This is a genomic window from Martinezella lusitana, from assembly GCF_010668395.1.
Classification (GTDB): domain Bacteria; phylum Pseudomonadota; class Alphaproteobacteria; order Rhizobiales; family Rhizobiaceae; genus Rhizobium; species Rhizobium lusitanum_A.
Map to the genome: position 1 here is coordinate 152,795 of NZ_WUEY01000014.1, position 18,247 is coordinate 171,041.

At 57.7% G+C, this 18,247-nt stretch carries 14 protein-coding genes; 6 read left to right on the plus strand and 8 right to left on the minus strand.

Features of this window, described 5'->3' with window-relative positions:
• Nucleotides 1–42 precede the first annotated feature (42 nt).
• Nucleotides 43–252 (plus strand): DUF2934 domain-containing protein, encoded by a 210-nt coding sequence (locus tag GR212_RS25475; protein WP_163990770.1) that lies wholly within the window; start codon nt 43–45, stop codon nt 250–252.
• Nucleotides 253–675: 423 nt separating this feature from the next.
• Here GR212_RS25475 and GR212_RS25480 read toward each other — a convergent pair whose 3' ends face one another.
• The gene (locus GR212_RS25480) at nt 676–876 is read right to left on the minus strand and encodes a hypothetical protein (protein ID WP_163990772.1); all 201 of its coding nucleotides are present in this window, start codon (nt 874–876) and stop codon (nt 676–678) included.
• 377 nt (nt 877–1,253) lie between these two features.
• Nucleotides 1,254–2,099 (minus strand): slipin family protein, encoded by an 846-nt coding sequence (locus tag GR212_RS25485; RefSeq protein ID WP_163990774.1) that lies wholly within the window; start codon nt 2,097–2,099, stop codon nt 1,254–1,256.
• Nucleotides 2,100–2,599: 500 nt separating this feature from the next.
• On the opposite strand from GR212_RS25485, the gene GR212_RS25490 reads away from it, so the two are divergent.
• Together GR212_RS25490 and GR212_RS25495 are read left to right on the plus strand one after the other, a co-directional pair.
• Nucleotides 2,600–3,724: an efflux RND transporter periplasmic adaptor subunit gene (locus GR212_RS25490; protein ID WP_348643533.1), complete on the plus strand. Its 1,125-nt coding sequence runs from the start codon at nt 2,600–2,602 to the stop codon at nt 3,722–3,724.
• Between the two features lie 2 nt (nt 3,725–3,726).
• A complete protein-coding gene (locus GR212_RS25495; RefSeq protein WP_163990776.1) occupies nt 3,727–6,828 on the plus strand; it encodes an efflux RND transporter permease subunit in 3,102 nt (1,033 codons plus the stop codon).
• Nucleotides 6,829–7,308: 480 nt separating this feature from the next.
• Here GR212_RS25495 and GR212_RS25500 read toward each other — a convergent pair whose 3' ends face one another.
• The 5 genes from GR212_RS25500 to GR212_RS25520 all read right to left on the minus strand — a co-directional run bounded on the left by GR212_RS25500 (nt 7,309) and on the right by GR212_RS25520 (nt 10,265).
• On the minus strand, nt 7,309–7,638 hold the full coding sequence (locus tag GR212_RS25500; RefSeq protein WP_163990777.1) for a hypothetical protein: 330 nt from the start codon (nt 7,636–7,638) through the stop codon (nt 7,309–7,311).
• A gap of 57 nt (nt 7,639–7,695) precedes the next feature.
• On the minus strand, nt 7,696–8,142 hold the full coding sequence (locus tag GR212_RS25505; protein WP_163990779.1) for a pyridoxamine 5'-phosphate oxidase family protein: 447 nt from the start codon (nt 8,140–8,142) through the stop codon (nt 7,696–7,698).
• A 799-nt stretch (nt 8,143–8,941) separates the two neighbouring features.
• Nucleotides 8,942–9,463, minus strand: coding sequence for a DUF992 domain-containing protein (locus GR212_RS25510; protein WP_163990781.1), 522 nt, complete (start codon nt 9,461–9,463; stop codon nt 8,942–8,944).
• Between the two features lie 176 nt (nt 9,464–9,639).
• Nucleotides 9,640–9,906 carry a DUF1488 domain-containing protein gene (locus tag GR212_RS25515; RefSeq protein WP_163990783.1) on the minus strand — a complete coding sequence of 89 codons (267 nt, stop codon included), beginning with the start codon at nt 9,904–9,906 and terminating at the stop codon, nt 9,640–9,642.
• A gap of 185 nt (nt 9,907–10,091) precedes the next feature.
• Nucleotides 10,092–10,265 carry a DUF3309 family protein gene (locus GR212_RS25520; protein ID WP_246725951.1) on the minus strand — a complete coding sequence of 58 codons (174 nt, stop codon included), beginning with the start codon at nt 10,263–10,265 and terminating at the stop codon, nt 10,092–10,094.
• Nucleotides 10,266–10,742: 477 nt separating this feature from the next.
• Between GR212_RS25520 and GR212_RS25525 the strand changes: the two genes are divergently transcribed.
• Nucleotides 10,743–12,047, plus strand: a complete 1,305-nt coding sequence (locus tag GR212_RS25525; RefSeq protein ID WP_163990786.1) for an Nramp family divalent metal transporter — start codon at nt 10,743–10,745, stop codon at nt 12,045–12,047.
• A gap of 252 nt (nt 12,048–12,299) precedes the next feature.
• On the opposite strand, the gene GR212_RS25530 is transcribed toward GR212_RS25525, so the two are convergent.
• Complete coding sequence (locus GR212_RS25530; RefSeq protein WP_246725953.1) at nt 12,300–16,628, minus strand: chemotaxis protein CheB; 4,329 nt, start codon at nt 16,626–16,628, stop codon at nt 12,300–12,302.
• 534 nt (nt 16,629–17,162) lie between these two features.
• Here GR212_RS25530 and GR212_RS25535 point away from each other — a divergent pair.
• Both GR212_RS25535 and GR212_RS25540 read left to right on the plus strand, forming a co-directional pair.
• Entirely contained in the window at nt 17,163–17,558 is a 396-nt protein-coding gene (locus GR212_RS25535) for a PRC-barrel domain-containing protein (protein WP_163990788.1), read from the plus strand.
• Between the two features lie 266 nt (nt 17,559–17,824).
• A complete protein-coding gene (locus tag GR212_RS25540; RefSeq protein WP_163990790.1) occupies nt 17,825–18,226 on the plus strand; it encodes a response regulator in 402 nt (133 codons plus the stop codon).
• Nucleotides 18,227–18,247: the final 21 nt, after the last annotated feature.

An 18,247-nucleotide genomic window follows, 5' to 3' on the forward strand; every position in this document is an offset into this window, starting at 1 on the left:
ACAAACACGGCCATGTCGCCAAACCAGCAAGGAGCAATTTCAATGGATGACAACGAAGATAAACGTCGCGAGCGAGCCTATCGGATCTGGGAGGACGAAGGACGACCTGAAGGGCGCCACCTCGACCATTGGCAACGCGCCGAAGATCAGCACGAGGAAACAGAAAAAGAGGCCGATAGATCCGAGGCCGCCGAAGTGGCCGCCCCCAAGCTCGGCACTGGCAACAAAAACGCCTCCGGTGGAACTCCATGAAACTGCGCAGGGTATTTTCACAAACCGATCCTTCGACCTAGCTGACCGGATAGCGATAGGAGTGGAAAGTCGGCTCGGCGGTGTGGGATTTGAACGCAGCGCGTGAAGCCGACGGCGGCGAGTACCCCATCCCTCCTTCAGATGACCCGAACACCGGCAACCGAGAGACAGAATATTTTCCCTGGGTCGTCCCGGCTCAATGAGCCGGCCAGGGCATTGCGGCATGCCGATACGAGCGGTCACGCGCGCAGGATGTTGCGCATCGTCGAAATTAGAACACGGATTGCAGTCCATCGCGTCCCGGAGGGCAAAAGCAACGGTACGGGTAAGCCGATCATCCTCGGGCACCTATTTGTGTGGGCGCCGGGGGGTGCCTTCACGCGAGTGAAGGCACCCTTATTAACCCTGACGGGAAGCCATATGCTATTTCCCGGAATGTTTGTGGGCTTCCGCTGTGGACTTATGTGCTCTCTCGGCATGCTCCTGAGCCGCCATAGAGTGATGCTTGGCCTCGTCATGCTTGCCGTGCGTGTGCGCATGTGCCGCCTCATAGTGGTGGTGGGCGGCGGCGGCATGATGTCCGGCTGCTGTATGATGATGTTCGTTGGACGGATGAGTAGCCATTTCTTCCTCCTGAGGAATTACCTTCGGTCATGCCGACGGCATCAACCAACTGCTCAAAGAGCCATACGTTCCAATGTTTTTTAGAATATCCTGAAATTCGCGATTAAGTGGCGACCGATTGTCGCGACAACCAACGAGCTGCCTCGCCGGCGTCACGCTCCCTTGAAAACCGGTGCGCCTCTTCGAGCGATGCCGGTGGCAAGTCCGCCTGATTTACGGGTGCCAGAGTGTAAATCCTTCTTACATCGTGGTTTGTCAGGCGTGTGCCGCGATGATTTCCGCGCCGCCTCTAACAAAAGCATCAACAGACGATAGGCCACAGTTGGCAAAGCCCGAAAAAGTGAAATGCCGGGCATCTACCAGGCAACTACCAGCATCTACGTAGCGTCCGGAACATGGACACTCAATGGAATGCCCTTGGTCGGCAGGCGAGTAGAGCCATTTGAACTGGTCGCCCCCTTGTCCGCATCGAAGAGGTCGAGGAACGGTCTGATGATATCGATCGGCATTGGGAAGACCACAATGGAGTTCTGCTCCGCTCCGATTTCCGTCAGCGTCTGTAAATACCGCAGCTGCATTGCGGCAGGAACGGACGAGAGAATTTTCGCGGCATTGACGAGTGTCTGCGAAGCCTGAAACTCTGCATCTGCATGAATGACCTTGGCGCGCCTGTCGCGTTCAGCTTCTGCCTGCTTGGCAATCGCCCGGACCATGTTCTCCGTGAGCTCTACGGTCCGGATCTCGACATTGCTGACCTTGATGCCCCACGTCTCGGTCTGGCTATCCAGAATAGCCTGAACGTCAGCGCTCAGCTTCTTGCGTTCCGACAGCATCTCATCAAGATCATGCTGTCCTAGCACGGCGCGCAGAGTGGTTTGCGCCAGCATGTTCGTGGCGGCTTTATAAGCCTCCACCTCGATGATGGCGTGCTCGGGATTGACGACGTTGAAATACAGTACGGCATCGACCTTCATCGACACGTTGTCGCGAGAAATGACGTCTTGGCTGGGGATCTCGATGACCTGAATACGTAAATCGACGCGAACCATTTCCTGGATGAAAGGAATTAGCGCAACGAGACCTGGACCTTTAACGCTCTGAAAGCGCCCGAGCGTGAAAACGACAGCTCTCTCGTACTCCCGCAAAATTCGGACAGCCTTTGCGGCCAGGACGAGTGCAATTATTATGACGGCAGGAACAGCATACAGTACGAACAACGGCATCACCTTGCTCCTTTTCGGCCCTCTGGCCGTCTGGATAGCACAAGCGATCTAGGCTCAATCGAACCGGGATTTTCATGTCCGAAAAACAGCGATTCGCCGCGAACCGACAGCGGCCGGGCGACATTCACTTATGCTACTTGCTTGACGTCAATTTAACCGACATCCCCAAATGGCGCCAACCTCGGAATCTACGCTGCGTCGCCCAGAGTTAAGAGGCTCCGCGGGCCAGAGAATGCGCCCAACATCGCCGCAAGGGCTCCCGACACAGAGTTTCCAGAACTACGACCAGTTAAAGTGGAATGTTGACCATTTCTGCATGCGAACAGACTGCTGCACAGAATGAGTAGTTCCCGAAGCTGCCTCGCACCGATTGACGCGTTATACTTTTATGGGTGCCATCGTCGGCGTTTGTAGAAGACTGTGAGATCCCGAACGTGTCCGATCCACGATCACTGCCAGCCCTGCGTCTCTGGTTAGCTGCCGCTGTCGTCGGAGTGCTTGTGATCGCTGGCAGCATTATCTGGTGGTGGAGCTCGGTCGAAAAGCAGGCCGCTTCCGCGGCCAAAGCGACAAACGCTCTGCCAATCAAGGTTCCCGTTACTGCTGCGAAGGTCGTTACTGCTGATGTCCCGATCTATCTGAACGGACTTGGGACGGTCGCACCGTACCAAACCGTCGTCGTTAGTAGCCGGGTTGACGGCGAAATAATCAAGGTCGGCTTCAAACAAGGGCAAATGGTCGCCAAGGGAGATCTGCTCTTCAACATCGATCCACGCCCATACCAAGCGGCCCTTGATGCCGCCGAAGCCAAGAAGGCCCAGGATCAGGCAAGCCAAACGGAGGCCGAGTTGAACCTGAAGCGGATAACCGATCTCTCAGGAAAGGGCGCTGATTCCAAGCAGCAGCTCGACACGCAGCAGGCGACCGTCGATCAACTTGCTGCCATGATCAAGGGCGACCAGGCCCAGATCGACAGCTCTCAACTCCAGCTTCATTATACCACGATCCGCGCCCCGATCACCGGCAGAGCCGGGTTTCGACTTGTCGACGTCGGCAACATCGTCCACGCCGCGAACGCAACCAGCATGGTTGCGATTGACCAATTGCAGCCGATTTCGGTCGTCTTCACCGCGCCTGAAGAAGATATAGGCCGTATCTACACAGCACTTGCGGCGGGCGATGTCCCAGTCCTCGCCGAGAGTTCCGACGGTCTCAAGACCCTCTCCAAAGGCCGGCTGGCGATCGTCAACAACGCGGTCGATGCGACAAGCGGCAGCATCAGCCTGAAGGCGACGTTCACCAATGCCGACAATGTCTTGTCGCCCGGTCTTTCGATCTCGACACGGCTTCTGGTCGAAACGCTGCGCCAGGTGACCGTCATTCCACATGGCGCGATACAGAACGGACCGGACGGGCTCTATGCATATGTTATCGGAGCTGACGACAAAGTCGCCATGGTGGCCATCACCATTGGCTCCGACAGCGACGGGACCGCCGTCGTGTTGACCGGACTTCACTCCGGCGAGGTCGTCGTGACATCCGGACAATATCGCCTGGGTCCGGGGACACTGGTCGATGGCACGCTACCCGCCAATCAGGTTGCGCCCGCTGCCAAGGTGCCGTGACCATGGCGTTCAACATCTCGGCCGCCTTCATCCGTCAACCGATCGCGACCTCCCTCCTGATGGTCGGCATTCTCTTCGGAGGGATCGTTGCCTATCCGCGATTGCCGGTCGCTCCGCTGCCGGAGGTGGACTTCCCGACGATCCAGGTCAGCGCATCCTTGCCGGGAGCCGATCCCGAGACGATGGCGGCCTCTGTCGCCCAACCGCTCGAGACGCAATTCTCCCAAATCCCCAGTGTGACGCAGATGACGTCGACGAGTACACTCGGCTCGACGACGATCATCATTCAGTTCGACCTCGACCGCGCCATCGATGGCGCCGCCAACGATGTCCAGGCTGCGATCAACTCGGCGAGTGGACAACTGCCGAAGGACCTTCCAGGGCCGCCGACCTATCGAAAGGTCAATCCCGCCAATTCCCCTATTCTCTTGCTCGGCGCGACATCGGCAACGATGCCGCTGACGGAACTCGATGATGAGATCGAAACAAAGCTCGCACAGCAGATCAGCCAGATTTCAGGTGTCGCGCAGGTAACGGTCGGCGGTCAGCAAAAGCCAGCAGTCCGGATCCAGCTTGATCCCGCAAAGCTGGTCGCTAAATCGTTCTCGCTCGAAGACGCCCGTGCAGCCCTCTCGGTCGCAACCGCTAACGGGCCCAAAGGAGCGGTCAACGGGCCAGCACAATCCTACACGATCTACACAAACGACCAAGTCGATGTAGGGGCCTGGAACGACGTCATTCTCAGCTACCGCGATAACAGCCCATTGCGGGTCCGCGATGTTGGCCAAGCCGTCAGCGCCGCGCAGGATTCGACCCAGGCGGCTTGGGCCGACGGCAAACGCGGCGTCTTCCTGATCATTTTCCAGCAGCCAGGCGCCAATGTCATTACAACCGTGGACAAGATCATGGCGACGCTGCCCGGCCTGAAGGCAACACTGCCACCGTCCCTGCAGGTCTTCATCCTGTCCGACCGCACGCAGACGATCCGCGCCTCGGTCAAGGATGTCCAATATACATTGCTGATTACGATCATCCTTGTCGTCACGGTCATCTTTGTCTTTCTTCGCAACTTTTGGGCGACGATCATTCCCGGCATCACGGTTCCACTGGCGCTGCTGGGCGCCTGCGCCTTGATGTGGTCGGCGACATACAGCCTCGACAACCTCTCGCTGATGGCCCTGACAATCTCCGTCGGCTTTGTCGTCGACGACGCCATCGTGATGCTCGAAAACATAATGCGCTATATCGAAGAGGGAATGGAGCCTTATGCGGCGGCGATAAAAGGGTCGGGCGAAATCGCCTTCACCATCATCTCGATCAGCATTTCGCTGATTGCCGTGCTCATCCCCCTGTTCCTAATGGGCGGCATTATTGGTCGGCTGTTCCAGGAATTCGCTGGAACGCTCGCCATGACAATCGTCATGTCGGTAGTGGTGTCTCTGACGCTGACCCCGATGTTGGCCTCGCGCTATCTGAAGTCCGCGACTTCGACCACGCATGGCCGTCTTTATCGATGGAGCGAACAGGGGTTTGACCATCTGTTGAAGGCGTACGAACGCGGCCTCGACATCGTGCTGAGATTCCGTCTTGTCACGCTTATGTTATTTCTCGGCACCTTTGGGCTCACGATCTATCTCTTCGTGATCATTCCGAAAGGCTTCTTTCCGCAGCAGGATACGGGCATGATCTCAGGCATCGCGGAAGCCGGCGAAGATGTATCAGCAGCTACAATGATGCAGCATATGGAGGCGCTCGGAACCATCATCGCCAAGGATCCGGCGATTGCCCATTTCGCCATGTCGTCTGGCGGAACAGGGAATGCTGGCAATATTGGACGCTTTTACATAACCCTGAAGCCGCGCGCAGACAGAGACGCCTCCGCCGACCAAATTGTGGCGCGGCTGGCGCCGGGTCTGGCCACTGTTCCCGGTGCGCGGTTGTTCCTACAGGCTGCGCAGGACGTCACCGTCGGCGGCCGCACGTCGCGCACGCAGTATCAGTACACATTGCAGGCGCCGAGTCTGACCGAGCTCAATGTCTGGGCGCCCAAATTGCTCGCGAGGATGCAAACTTTACCGGAACTGCGGGATGTCGCCTCGGATCAGCAGATAAGCGGCACCGCGCTGACGCTGACGGTCAACCGCGACCAGGCATCGCGCTTCGGCTTGACCCCGCAACTCATCGACGACACCCTTTACGATGCCTTTGGCCAACGGCAGATTGCCCAATATTTCACGCAGGTCTCAACCTATGAAGTCATTATGGAGATACTTCCAACGCTGCGGGGCGACGTGGCGACGCTCGACAAGATCTTCCTGAGATCGACCACCGGCGCCGAAGTCCCACTGGCCGCCTTCGCCCATTGGTCTACGGGGCCGGTGCAGCCGCTGTCTATCAACCATCAAAGCCAGTTTCCGGCCGTCACGCTCAGCTTCAATTTGACGCCTGGGAGTTCATTGGGTGCGGCAACCGATGCAATTGTTGCCGCGCAAGCCGGCATTAAGATGCCGACGACGATCGTGACCAGCTTCCAGGGTACGGCGCAAGCGTTCCAGCAATCGCTCTCGACCATCCCTGTCCTGATATTGGGCGCCCTTGTCGTCGTCTATCTGATCCTCGGCATTCTCTATGAGAGCTACGTTCATCCGCTCACTATTCTTTCGACGCTGCCAGCGGCGGGCGCCGGCGCACTCATCATCCTGATGGTATTCGGCTTCGATTTCAGCATGATCGCGCTGATCGGCATCATTCTGCTGATAGGTATCGTCAAGAAGAACGGCATCCTGCTCGTTGACTTTGCTATCACCGCCGAGCGCGACGATCATCTTTCGCCACATGACGCCATCCGCCGTGCAGCCCTTCTGCGATTTCGTCCAATCATCATGACGACAATGGCGGCCTTGCTTGGAGCTATCCCGCTGATGCTCGGACATGGCACAGGCTCCGAACTGCGTCAGCCGCTTGGCTATGCCATGGTCGGCGGCCTTATTGTCAGCCAGGCGCTGACGCTTTTCACAACGCCGGTAATTTACCTTTACCTCGATCAATTCGAAACTTGGGCAACCCATTGGCGAAAACAGCCCAAGTCGCCGATACCCCAGTAATCTCCACCTACCCCGCCAGCGCAGAAAGCTAGACTCCACCTCTTGGCGACAACCACCTGCCCGTTGGCCTGGTCGAGGGCGGTCTAAAATTTGCGGGATTATGGATGTTCCTAATATCTGCCAGATCCCGAATTTAGATCCCCCGCGCATCGCCTTGGCAACCTCGGAATCCAACGCGGGTTCGTGCCAATCGCTGCAAGACCAGCACTCTATAAGCGGCTAGACTCCTCTCGCCCCGAGGTGGCGACGAGCGCCAGCCGTGCCGATGCAGGGAGAGATTTTGCTCCGGTTTTTCTCATGATCGACGCACGATGATTTTCGACGATGCGCTTGCCGGGATGGCCTGCAGCACCATCCCCATGATCTGACACTGTCTCAGCGTAGGACTAGCGATGTGCTCGGTCGCGATCCTTCGCCAGACCGACAGGTTGGCGGCGCAGTGGGCCTGGTCCACCGCGCGAGACACGCCGGCAAGAAGAACTAATCTCGTTCCCGGTTAACATATGCATGCTTGATATCATCAAGACCGTCCGCCTGGTCTTGAGCATCCTTCAACAACTCTTCTGCGTATTCTTGAGCATCCCGTATATCGCGAATATGAAGCCCTCTGCTGCGGCAATCCACGTCGATGTCCGTCAGAATTGCAGCGATAAGTTCGGTTTTTTCTTGGCTATCGTGGAGGCGGAGCAATTTGGCTGTTGAGCTCGACGCAATCATTTCTAGAACAAGAAGGCGCCCCTCAATTTCTCCAATTGTTGGCGAGACTGCGGCTATCGGCCTAGGCGAATTCGAGCTATTTCTTTTCGGCATGGCTGCGATCCTCGTTGTAACGCTGCTAAAGACTTGCTCGCCAGCAGAGCTGGAGTACTAGCTCTGAGTTTTTCTCCCGCTCACATCAACAATTTCGAGCGAAAAAAACATATGGGTGCTCAAGGGATTCTCCGCCAATTTGGCGGTCGGTTTCAATGCGCCAGGCTCCCACCAATCGGTGTGTTGCGCCAGCAATGACCAAGCTTGATCTCTTTCTTCTCGACACTCTTCTGCACTGAGATCGATGAAACGCGCATCGACGACCACGCTCTTCCAAGAATGCTTGCTTTTCAGTTGATCGATCTGAAGACAGACATGAGGGTTTCTTCTCATGATTTTCAGCTTTTTGCCTGGCAAGGTAAAAACGTATACTTTGTCGCCAGCAACAGCGTATTGAACGGGAACAATATAGGGGACATTCCCGTCCGCACACGCAAGTCTCGCAAGCCATTCTCTTTTGATGAGTGCGATACACTCGTCGTAGGACATCTCTTGGACATTCATTGATTCTACCTCAAACAGTTCCGGCGGAGCTTATTCACGGCACTCGCTGACTGTGCGCTCATGTTGACAGAGTTCTGCCCGTGTCGAGCGACTGCTTCTCGAATGAATCGCGCAGAGAAGCACCTACCTTGCAGCCCAGAATTTTCATCGCTGAGCGTAATTCATGCCATAGCAACAAAACAGGTATGGTTGCTTTAAGAATGGTCTCGATCCGCACGGGCAGATGCTTCTTCGAATAACGCTTGAGCATATTCCGAGGCCGCAGCGATGTCGGCTTCGTTGAGGTTTGCCTGCTCGCACTTTCTTTTGGTTGCGCGGCGAAGCGCTGCTATCAGTGTGGCCTTGCCTCTTTCGTCATAACGTTTCAGAAGCCTCGCAAGTGCGGCGATCGCTACTACCCGCAGAACAAGGGTTCGGCCCCCAACCTCATCCATAGACGGAATTGGGTGACCGGGCGAGCCGCCGAAACTGTCGCGCTTTCCTCTAAGCATAGTATCGATCCAGACTTCGGTGCGTTAATCGGAAACCTATGGACCCGGCGATGCACCATCGCATTGAGTTAGATCAAATGCCCGACGAATAGCTTCAATGGCGTGGTCGCGCCGCGCGCAACGGGCGTATTGGCACCTGCGCTTAGAAGCCGTATGTTTGCCTCCTGATCCGAGACACCTTTTTCCCAGGAGTGCTGTATTCGCACCCAGGGCCGACGTTGACTACGCCCAGTAGGCTGTCCGATAGAGCCAAGCGCCTCGATGCGATATAACTGATATTTTCAGACCGGAACCGCTGATGGGCTGGCTTATTTTGTCCGGCGCAGTTCCAGCCTAGCGATGCCTGCGGCGATATTCAGTCCTGTGCCGGCTTCAGCGCTCAGCGGCTGAAGGCCAAAATTCTTCGAATTGCCGCCGACGAGAGCATTGGCACCCAATCCCAGCCCGACCGAGGCACCCGCCGAAGCGCCGATATAACTGCCGTCAAGAGCACCCTCGCCTGTCCGGTTAGCCGCAACGCTGTAGACGATCCATCGCAGATAAGACTTGTTGGTGATACCGATGTCGATACCGAGCTTGCCGATCGAACCCGCATAGTGCTCCGCCCTGCCGGAACTCCGGGTAAACTTGCAATCGACTGTCTTGCGGGAGCCGATGAGCATTCCGACGCCCCCGGCAACGTCGCAGGACAAAGTACCCAGCCGCTCCTTCTTGTCGCGGACCACCTCGTTCTGTTGGGGACGTTTCGTGGGATACGGCGCCGTTTCTGCATGTTCCGCGCCGGCAATGGCGAGAACGGAGACCGCGACGATGAGGATGAAGGTCTTCATGACATTTCCTTTTGGGGTGAAAGCGGTCTTTAATCTGGCCGATTCTGAAAGATTTAGATCCGGCTTTATATAGCAGCTGTCGGAGCCTCATCGGCCGTTCCTTGCCGGTTACCCTCCGTCGATCAGGGACCCAAAAGCTCAGAAAGAGGGCCGGCAATTCTGCGATGCCGACAAAACTACCTGAAATCTGCCAACCTTAGAATGATCGGGCTCGTTCGCCGGGAATTATAGGCACGCTTTGCTACATCGAGAATCTTGGTTCGAAACCGGTCAAAAGCGATTAGATAATCGTTTTCCGATGTCACAGACGACGACGATCCATTTGCCAGCACATCGATATCCAGCAGAAATCGAATCTCGAACATGCCATCATAGCCGAGAAAACGGACACGTTGGGCTGTTTCATCATAGCTTCTGGCGCTGTTGGGAAATGCAATTGCCATATCGGAGAGTCTCTATTTATCTGGTTTGCTGGAACCAACGTGGGCCATCGCCATGACCTTTCGTCAGGACAGCAGCGGTCTCATGCGATCGTTATGTACGATCTCGTAACACCCGGTGTCGACCGGGCCTGCGTGGCTTCTTGCACCGCGGGGCAAAGGTTGCGGTCAGCCCTCCGCACCACGGATCACATTGTGCCGAGATGCAGCCCGCCAATACCACCGATGAGCCAAAGGACCACGATGACGATCAGCAGAAGACCCAGCACGCCGCCGAGCCCCCGGCTTCCGTAGCGATTGTAGCCGTAATAGCCTCCGCCTCCGCCGAATACGAGAAGCAGAACCACGATCAATAGAATCATTCCCATATGCTTGGCCTTTTGTTGCTCGCCTGACGTTCCGAATTTTAATCAAGGCGATTCTAACTGGTTAGAGTGGGAAGCAGCAGGTTCGGAAACTACTCAACGGCCGACGTAAGCCCGCATGCCTATTCTGAGGCGCACCGCCCGCCGGGATTTCCCCGACCTTCCGGGCGAGTACGGATAGGAAGCTCCGCAGACGAACCCGACTGAATTCTTGGCCGCCCATGTGAGCGCGATCGAGATCGGCGGTCAGGACGCCAGTTCCACCTGGGATTGCTATCCCCCACGGTGCGGTGTCATCGCATGGGTGTCATCGAAAAGTTCATCTCGAAGGGCCTGGAAGCTCCGTTCGCAATAAGTAGTTTCCGAACCTATCGCGCCGGCGCCCTGCCACTATTCTTCATTACAATTGAGTCGCGACCTCCAAGTCTGGAATCAAACGCAATTCGCAAAAAGAGCCAGCCGGCGGGATAGCCAATGACGTCCGAGGTCAAAGATTCTGAAAACCCGGACCCGGTCGTCGGCACGTCGAAGCCGCGCTTGCTGGATGTGCTCGGTCCTGGACTGATCACCGGGGCAGCCGACGACGACCCAAGCGGCATCGCGACCTATTCCCAAGCCGGTGCACAATTCGGATTCGCCATCACCTGGACGATGCTTTTCAGCTATCCGCTGATGGCGGCAATCCAGGAAATCAGTGCGAGGATCGGCCGCACGACCGGGCACGGCATAGCCACCAATCTTCGCAAGCACTACCCCGCATGGCTGCTGCCGTGCATCGTCGTGTTGCTGTTCATCGCCAACATCATCAATATCGGCGCGGATCTCGGCGCCATGGGAGACGCGGTCGGCCTCCTGATTGGGGGACAGACAGCCATCTATGTCGTGTTCTTTGCCGCAGTGAGCGCGTGCCTGCAGATATTCCTGCAATACACCCGCTACGTTTCGGTTCTGAAATGGCTGACCTTCTCGCTCTTTGCCTATTTCGGGACGGTCATGTTCGTGAAGATTCCCTTTGCCGATCTCGCCCACGGCCTGTTCATTCCGACGTTTTCGCGCGACACGGCGTTCTGGACGACCGTCGTCGCCATTCTCGGCACAACGATCAGCCCCTACCTGTTCTTCTGGCAAGCGTCACAGGAAGTCGAAGACGAGAATGCGATGCCCAGGCGAAAGGCGCTCATCGACGCGCCCGAACAAAGCAAACGGGCGTTTGCCCGCATTCGCATCGATACCTATGTCGGCATGGGGTTTTCCAGCCTCGTCGCCCTGGCGATCATGGTCACCACGGCGGCCACGCTGCACGCCGCCGGCAAGGTCGATATCCAGACCTCGAGCCAGGCGGCGGAAGCTCTCAAACCCGTGGCCGGACGCTTCGCCTTCACCATCTTCGCGCTCGGAATCATCGGCACGGGACTACTGGCGATCCCGGTTCTCGCAGGTTCCGCCGCCTATGCCTTAGGGGAAGCGCGCAGATGGCCGATCGGGCTTGCACGCCAGCCGATGGAGGCAAAGGCCTTCTATGCCACCATCGCGCTTGCAACCATCGTTGGAACGGCTGTGGAGTTCTCGCCGATCGATCCGATCAAGGCGCTCTACTGGAGTGCCGTGGTCAACGGCGTCGTCTCGTGCCCAGTGATGGTGACGATGATGCTGATGACCAGACGGTCCGACATCATGGGTACGAACACCATTGGAGGTCCGCTGCAATGGATCGGCTGGGTTGCGACGGTCGTCATGACCGCCGCGGTCGCAGGCATGATCTGGACGTCTTTTTTGTGAACTCCCCTCGGAGCGCGTCGCGGCCAGATCCGGAAACAGCACCAGCAGCGCACTCGCCATGCCACCAACGGAAATCGCCAAGACGACGGCTGTATAGACCCTCCGGTCATACCAGTGGCTCTCGTTGATTCGAAGCAATATAGAAACGACCGGCGCCTCGGTGGCCCGCGGCTTGGTTCGACGACAAGAAGATCGCCATCATGTCGCCACATCTCTGCCGGTGCGATGCCGATCACGGCTGGATAATCCACTCTATATGCGGTCTGGCTCCTCCCGCCCCGAGGTGGCGGCGAGCGCCAGTCGTGCCAGGGCGGGCAGAGATTTCACCCCGGTTTTTCTCATGATCGACGCGCGATGATTTTCGACGGTGCGTTGGCTGATCTTGAGGTCGGCGGCAATGTTCTTGCTGGGGTGGCCCGCCAGCACCATGCCCATGATCTGATGCTGTCTCGGCGTGAGACTCGCCATGTGCTCGGTCGCGACCCTTCGCCAGCTCGACAGCTTAGCGGCGTCATGGGCCTGTTCGAGCGCGCGCGCCACGCCGGCAAGGAGATCTTCGCGGCCAATCGGCTTTTCGATGAAATCCGATGCCCCGGCCTTCATCGCCTTAACCGCCATCGACACGTCGCTATTGCCGGTGATCATGATTGCAGGCAGGCGCCAATCTTCGTCATGGAGCCGCTGCAGCAATTCAAGGCCTGATATGCCGGGTAAATATGCGTCAATCAGAAGACACCCTTCCTGGCCGGGACGACAAGCTTTGAGGAAATCCTCACCATTCGCGAAATCCTCGACACTCCTTCCGTCGGCTTCGAGCAGCTCGCGAATTCCTTCGCGCACGTAGCTGTCGTCATCGATGACGAAAATCACCGACGTCTCGGCATCGCGAACTGGTCCTGTCCGGCCGGCCAACGGAGGATGCGACGTGTGTTGCGAGATCGGTAGCAGCCGGTGGATCGCCTGAGTGACGTCTGTGGCCTTGACCGGCTTGTTGAGCTGTACGCAGTCCTGGCTTGCGATGCGCCGCAACGTTTCTGTCGAAATATCGCCCGTCAAAACGATGACCGGTATCCGACGATGAAGGCGTTCCCTGACCTTGGCGGCCACGGTCAGTCCATCCATACCGTTCGGCAGATTGTAATCGGCCAAAATCAGGTCGGGCGCCACGCCGCCGTGGTCCAGCAGCGCGAGCGCTGCCGCGCCATCAGGCGCCGAAACCGGGAAATGACCTTCCTCCTTCAGTACGACCTCGAGCAGTTCTCGCAGTTCCGCCTCGTCTTCGATGATCAGGATTGCTCCAGTATGACGGGAACCGTCGTCCGTCGGGACTGATGGCATGTGGGATGCATAAGCATCGTGCTGCCCGTCTATGCTCGGCGGCAGCATGACATCGATGGAAAAGACGGAGCCCCTGCCCGGCTGCGAGCGGACGTGGACAGGGTGGCCAAGCAAGACCGCCAAACGCTGCACGATGGACAGTCCAAGGCCGAGACCACGACTGCGTTCACGTGCGGCGTTGTCGAGTTGGTGATATTCGTCGAAGATCACCTGGAGATCCTGATCGGCGATGCCGACGCCGGTATCACAGACTTCGATGCTGAGCATGCCGCAGCGACGCCGGCAGCCGAGCAGCACTTTGCCGCGCCTGGTGTATTTCAAGGCGTTCGACAGCAGATTGCGGATCATCTGCTCAAGCAGGCGCGGATCGCTGTAGACCGACAGACTGCACGGAACCACTCGCAGAGCAAGATTCTGCGCCGTAGCGTGATAACTGAACTCATCGCGCAGCCGCTCCAGGAGGTCGGCAATCGGGAAGCTGACGAACTCGGGGTGGACCGTGCCAGCTTCCAGCTGGTTGATATCGAGCAATACGTTGAGCATGCTCGACATCGCGGCGGCCGTTTCATCGAGACGGTTCACAAGCGCTAAAGCTTCTTCCTTCTTGTCGTCTCGGATCTTCCGGGCCAGCACGCCCCGCATCAGGCTGAGGGCTTGCAGCGGTTGGCGAAGGTCGTGGCTCGCGGCGGCAAGAAAGCGCGACTTGGCAAGATTGGCTTGTTGTGCGTCGCGCTTGGCTGCCTCCAGCGCATCGGCGGCGAGTTTGCGTTCGGTGGTATCGACAAAGGTGATGACGACGCCCTCAATCCCGTCATTCTGGGCGCGATAGGGCAAGATCCGGCGAATATACCATCGTCCGTCCCGAGCCTGAATCTCGCGCTCGATCGGCGCCAAACCTTGCAACACGGTGCGCGCATCGGTGAGGAGGACGCCATCATCGGCAAGCGAGTTGAGGTCGGCCAGCGGCCGGCCGATATCGGTCGCAATGATGCTGAACAGCGCTTTGGTTGCTGGCGTGAAGAAACGGATATTGAGATCGAGGTCGAGGAAGATGGTTGCGACGTCGGTGCTATAGAGGATGTTTTGCAGGTCGCTGGCCGTCGTCCGCTGCCGCTCCAGCGTTTCCTGAAGCTGGCTGTTGAGGGCCGTGAGCTCCTCATTCATCGACTGCAGCTCTTCCTTGGAGGTCAGCAGTTCTTCGTTGGTCGACTGGTATTCCTCATTGACCGAGAGCGCCTCCTCATTGATCGCCTTCTGCTCCTCGTTCGAGGTCTCGAGACTTTGGATCGCGGCGTGAAGCTCCGCCTGTGTCGCCTCCAATTGCTGCTCAAGCTCGGCGACGTGTTCATTGTCGGATGGCGTCGTCTTCCGGCCCGCTGTATGGCTCGACGCTGGCGCCTCTATGAAACAGACCAGCAGAAGATCTTCGCCGTCGATCACCGTCGCCTGTACGCCGATCTCGAATGAATGAGGCTTCCCTTCATGGTCCATATGCCCGCCTGGGATGACGATGCGGGCCTTCTCCACCATGGCTTGGTGGATCGCGGCCCTGAGCTTGATCCGCACGTTCGGGCGCACCATCGCCAGCAGATCGAAGCTTGCATGACCTCGCGGCACGCGCAGGTAGCGTTCTGTCGGTCCCAGCGAATAAAGCCACTCAAGCTTGCGGTTGATCAGCACCGCCGCGGGCGTATAGGTCTCGATGATGAGGCGCCTGCACCCCTCGGCGAGCGCGGCTTGCCGGGAGGGTATCGGGCTCTCTGGTATACGTGGCGGCAGCCGCGCTCCTTCCCCGCCCCCCAACAAAAAGCCCACCTCACCGGGATACGCGCGCCCGATGTGTCGAAAGATCCGCTCCGCCTTCGAGATGACCTCGAAGCGGCCTTTGGAACCGCTGATCGCCTCGGCACTCCCGAGCAGGAGAATACCACCCTCGCGCAAAGCGAAATGAAAGAACGAGATCACCTTCTCCTGCGCCTCCGGGCGCAGATAGATCAACAGATTGCGGCAGGAGATGAAGTCGAGCCGGGAAAAGGGCGGATCGGCCAAGACATCCTGCACGGCGAAGACGATCGTCGCCCGCAGCTCGGGCAGAATTCGATAGCCGTGGTCGTCCTTTGAGAAAAAACGGGCAAGTCTGGCAGGGGATACTTCCGCTGAGATCGCTTCCGAATAGAGCCCCTCTCTGGCTGTTGCGACTACTTCGGAGTCGACGTCAGAGGCAAATATCTGAAGCTTAATCTCCTTCTTGGCAGCCGTGATTTCCTCACGAAAGAGCATAGCCAGCGAATAGGTCTCCTCACCGGTGCTGCATCCGGCAATCCAGATACGTAGCGGCTGGTCGACGGAGTGGTTGCGAACCACATCCGGGATGATCTTTTCGCTCAGGACATCGAACACCGCAGGATCACGGAAGAAGCTGGTCACGTTGATGAGCAGGTCGGCTGCGAGGCGATCAAACTCCTTCTCATCGTTTCTCAGGACATCGAGATAGCGCGCTATGTCATCGGTCTCGATCGAGGCCATCGCCATGCGTCGCTCGATCCGACGCCGCAGTGTGCCTTGCTTGTAGAGTCTAAAATCGTAAGCAGTCTTTTTCCGAAGGAGGTCAACAATCTCAGATAGCCAATTCGGGGCGACGTTGCTTTGGCCGGGCGCCGCCGCGCGCGTGAGCGCCATTCGGCGATGGAATTTTACAAGTGCATCCGGAATGCTCGTCAGTGGGAGGATAAGATCGACCGCGCCGGTCTGGATCGCGTTTTTCGGCATGCCGTCGAAAGCAGCCTCATTCGGATCCTGTGCGATGACGAGGCCGCCCTTTTCCTTCACGGCCTTGAGGCCGAGGCTGCCATCGGCGCCCGTTCCCGAGAGGATCACACAGATGGCGCGCTCCCCATATTCCTCTGCGAGCGAGCGCAGCAGGAAATCGAAGGGCAGACGCGCGCCGTGGCGAGCCTCAGGCTCGGAAAGACGCAGGATGCCGTTGCTGACGGCGAGATAGGTTCCGGGCGGAATGATGTAGAGGTGATTACTCTTGAGCTGCGTGCCATCAACGGCCTGCTCCACGGTCATCGCGGTGTGGTGGGCCAGCAACTCGGCCATCATGCTCTCGTGCTTGGGATCGAGATGCTGCACCAGGATGAAGGCCATGCCGGCGCCCGACGCCAGCCCGCTAAGAAGCTTGGTGCAGGCCTCCAGGCCGCCGGCCGACGCGCCAATACCGACGACGGGAAAACTCTCCAATCGTTCTCGCGATGGTCCGCTCACAAGCGTAACTGCAGCCTTTGCCTGTGAATGAGCGCGAGCCGGCTTATTCCGAGTTGTTTGCCGTCGCGGCATTTCGCCTTCGCTTTCGCCCGAAACACTCAATCCAGCCAAGGATCGGGTGATGGAAATTCACAACTTTTGAGGGAAGTGAAACGACGTCGCCTGAGGACCCGTCGACCGTTCCACTATGACATACATCGCCGTGAATTACCACCATATCATGTTGCGGCAGATGCTTGAGTAGTTTCCGACGCTCCCCGTACTGACGAATTTTGGTTAGGTTCAATAATGCCGCTCTCTCCGTCTCGCGCAGGCGGCCTCTGCGATAAAGTGGAACGTGTCGTGCGTGGTTTGGCAAAATCCTCGACCAAGCGAAACCGACGGACGAAGGCAAGGTTCAGAAAATGCCGCAAGCGGCTCGAATATTCTTAAAAAGTAGAATCGCGTCAGCAGCACTGCCGCCGCCCATTGACCAGGCGGCAGGTAATCACTCAATTGCAGGAGCGTCCGATGCATCGATCATTTACACTTTTGGCCGCAGCGACCCTCTTTGCGGTACCGCTTGACAACCCTGCCTTCTCGCAAGGCTCTCCTCAAACGGTTACGCTGACGAAGGTCGATCCGGCATCGTTGGCCACGGGCTATCGAACATCGAAGGTGGTGGGCGGCACCGTCGTCAATGACGCCGATGAAACCGTTGGCACGATCGACGATCTGATTGTTACCCCCACCGACAAGGTGCCTTTCGCAGTACTCTCAGTTGGAGGGTTTCTAGGGGTGGGCTCGAAATACGTCGTGGTGCCGTTCAATTCGATACAGATGCAAGACAAGAAAATAGTGCTGGCCGGTGCGACCAAGGATTCGTTGGGTGCGCTTCCCGAGTTCAAGTACAATACCGGCAATTGATCGGAGCCAGGAAGCGACCTCCCGCTTAGAGAATGGAAACCCGGCCGGGACGGACTCTTGGGCATCGCCAGTACGGCGGAGGTGTTATCAGCTTGCTCGCTGCCGTCCTCTTCTTGCTTTGGCTTTTTGGTGGCATCGGCAAAATTTGAACTCTCCAGCGATATGCCGAGCTTTGAACAGAATATCTGGCTCCGTTGGACGCTCGGACAGCCTTTGACAGAGGCTAACTGAGGCCACGAGAGCGATGTCGAAAGCAGGGTGCGGAAATGTCAGAAGATGGCTCTCGCGGAATATCCGCCTCAACAAAAGCGCTCCGCATCCTCCTGGTCGAAGACGACGCCCTCCTCGCGATGCTGTATGCCGAGCTTCTGGCAGACATGGGGCATGTGGTCTGCGCGATCGAATCGACAGAACCCGACGCGATTGCGGCTGCGGCTCGCTGCAAGCCCGATTTGATGATGGTGGATGGCGGTCTGCGCAAGGGTAGCGGCATCTCCGCGGTCAGTGAAATACTAAAGAGCGGATTTGTCCCTCATTTGTTTGTGACCGGTGATGCCAGAGCGGTGCAAATGTCACGACCACATGCGGTGATTTTGGAGAAGCCGTTTCGCGAACCGGATCTTGCGCTGGCCATACAGAGCGCACTCGATGCGACTCCCGCCAGTTAAGGATGGATAAGCTCGCCAAGT

What these genes read in the sequence shown, in the direction of transcription:
- GR212_RS25505 (WP_163990779.1), bottom strand. Translation starts at nt 8,142, where the DNA reads ATGAATGTCCAAGAGATGTCCTACGACGAGTGTATCGCACTCATCAAA.
- GR212_RS25525 (WP_163990786.1), top strand. Translation starts at nt 10,743, where the DNA reads ATGACGTCCGAGGTCAAAGATTCTGAAAACCCGGACCCGGTCGTCGGC.
- GR212_RS25480 (WP_163990772.1), bottom strand. Translation starts at nt 876, where the DNA reads ATGGCTACTCATCCGTCCAACGAACATCATCATACAGCAGCCGGACAT.
- GR212_RS25540 (WP_163990790.1), top strand. Translation starts at nt 17,825, where the DNA reads ATGTCAGAAGATGGCTCTCGCGGAATATCCGCCTCAACAAAAGCGCTC.
- GR212_RS25500 (WP_163990777.1), bottom strand. Translation starts at nt 7,638, where the DNA reads ATGCCGAAAAGAAATAGCTCGAATTCGCCTAGGCCGATAGCCGCAGTC.
- GR212_RS25520 (WP_246725951.1), bottom strand. Translation starts at nt 10,265, where the DNA reads ATGATTCTATTGATCGTGGTTCTGCTTCTCGTATTCGGCGGAGGCGGA.
- GR212_RS25535 (WP_163990788.1), top strand. Translation starts at nt 17,163, where the DNA reads ATGCATCGATCATTTACACTTTTGGCCGCAGCGACCCTCTTTGCGGTA.
- GR212_RS25475 (WP_163990770.1), top strand. Translation starts at nt 43, where the DNA reads ATGGATGACAACGAAGATAAACGTCGCGAGCGAGCCTATCGGATCTGG.
- GR212_RS25495 (WP_163990776.1), top strand. Translation starts at nt 3,727, where the DNA reads ATGGCGTTCAACATCTCGGCCGCCTTCATCCGTCAACCGATCGCGACC.
- GR212_RS25510 (WP_163990781.1), bottom strand. Translation starts at nt 9,463, where the DNA reads ATGAAGACCTTCATCCTCATCGTCGCGGTCTCCGTTCTCGCCATTGCC.
- GR212_RS25485 (WP_163990774.1), bottom strand. Translation starts at nt 2,099, where the DNA reads ATGCCGTTGTTCGTACTGTATGCTGTTCCTGCCGTCATAATAATTGCA.
- GR212_RS25515 (WP_163990783.1), bottom strand. Translation starts at nt 9,906, where the DNA reads ATGGCAATTGCATTTCCCAACAGCGCCAGAAGCTATGATGAAACAGCC.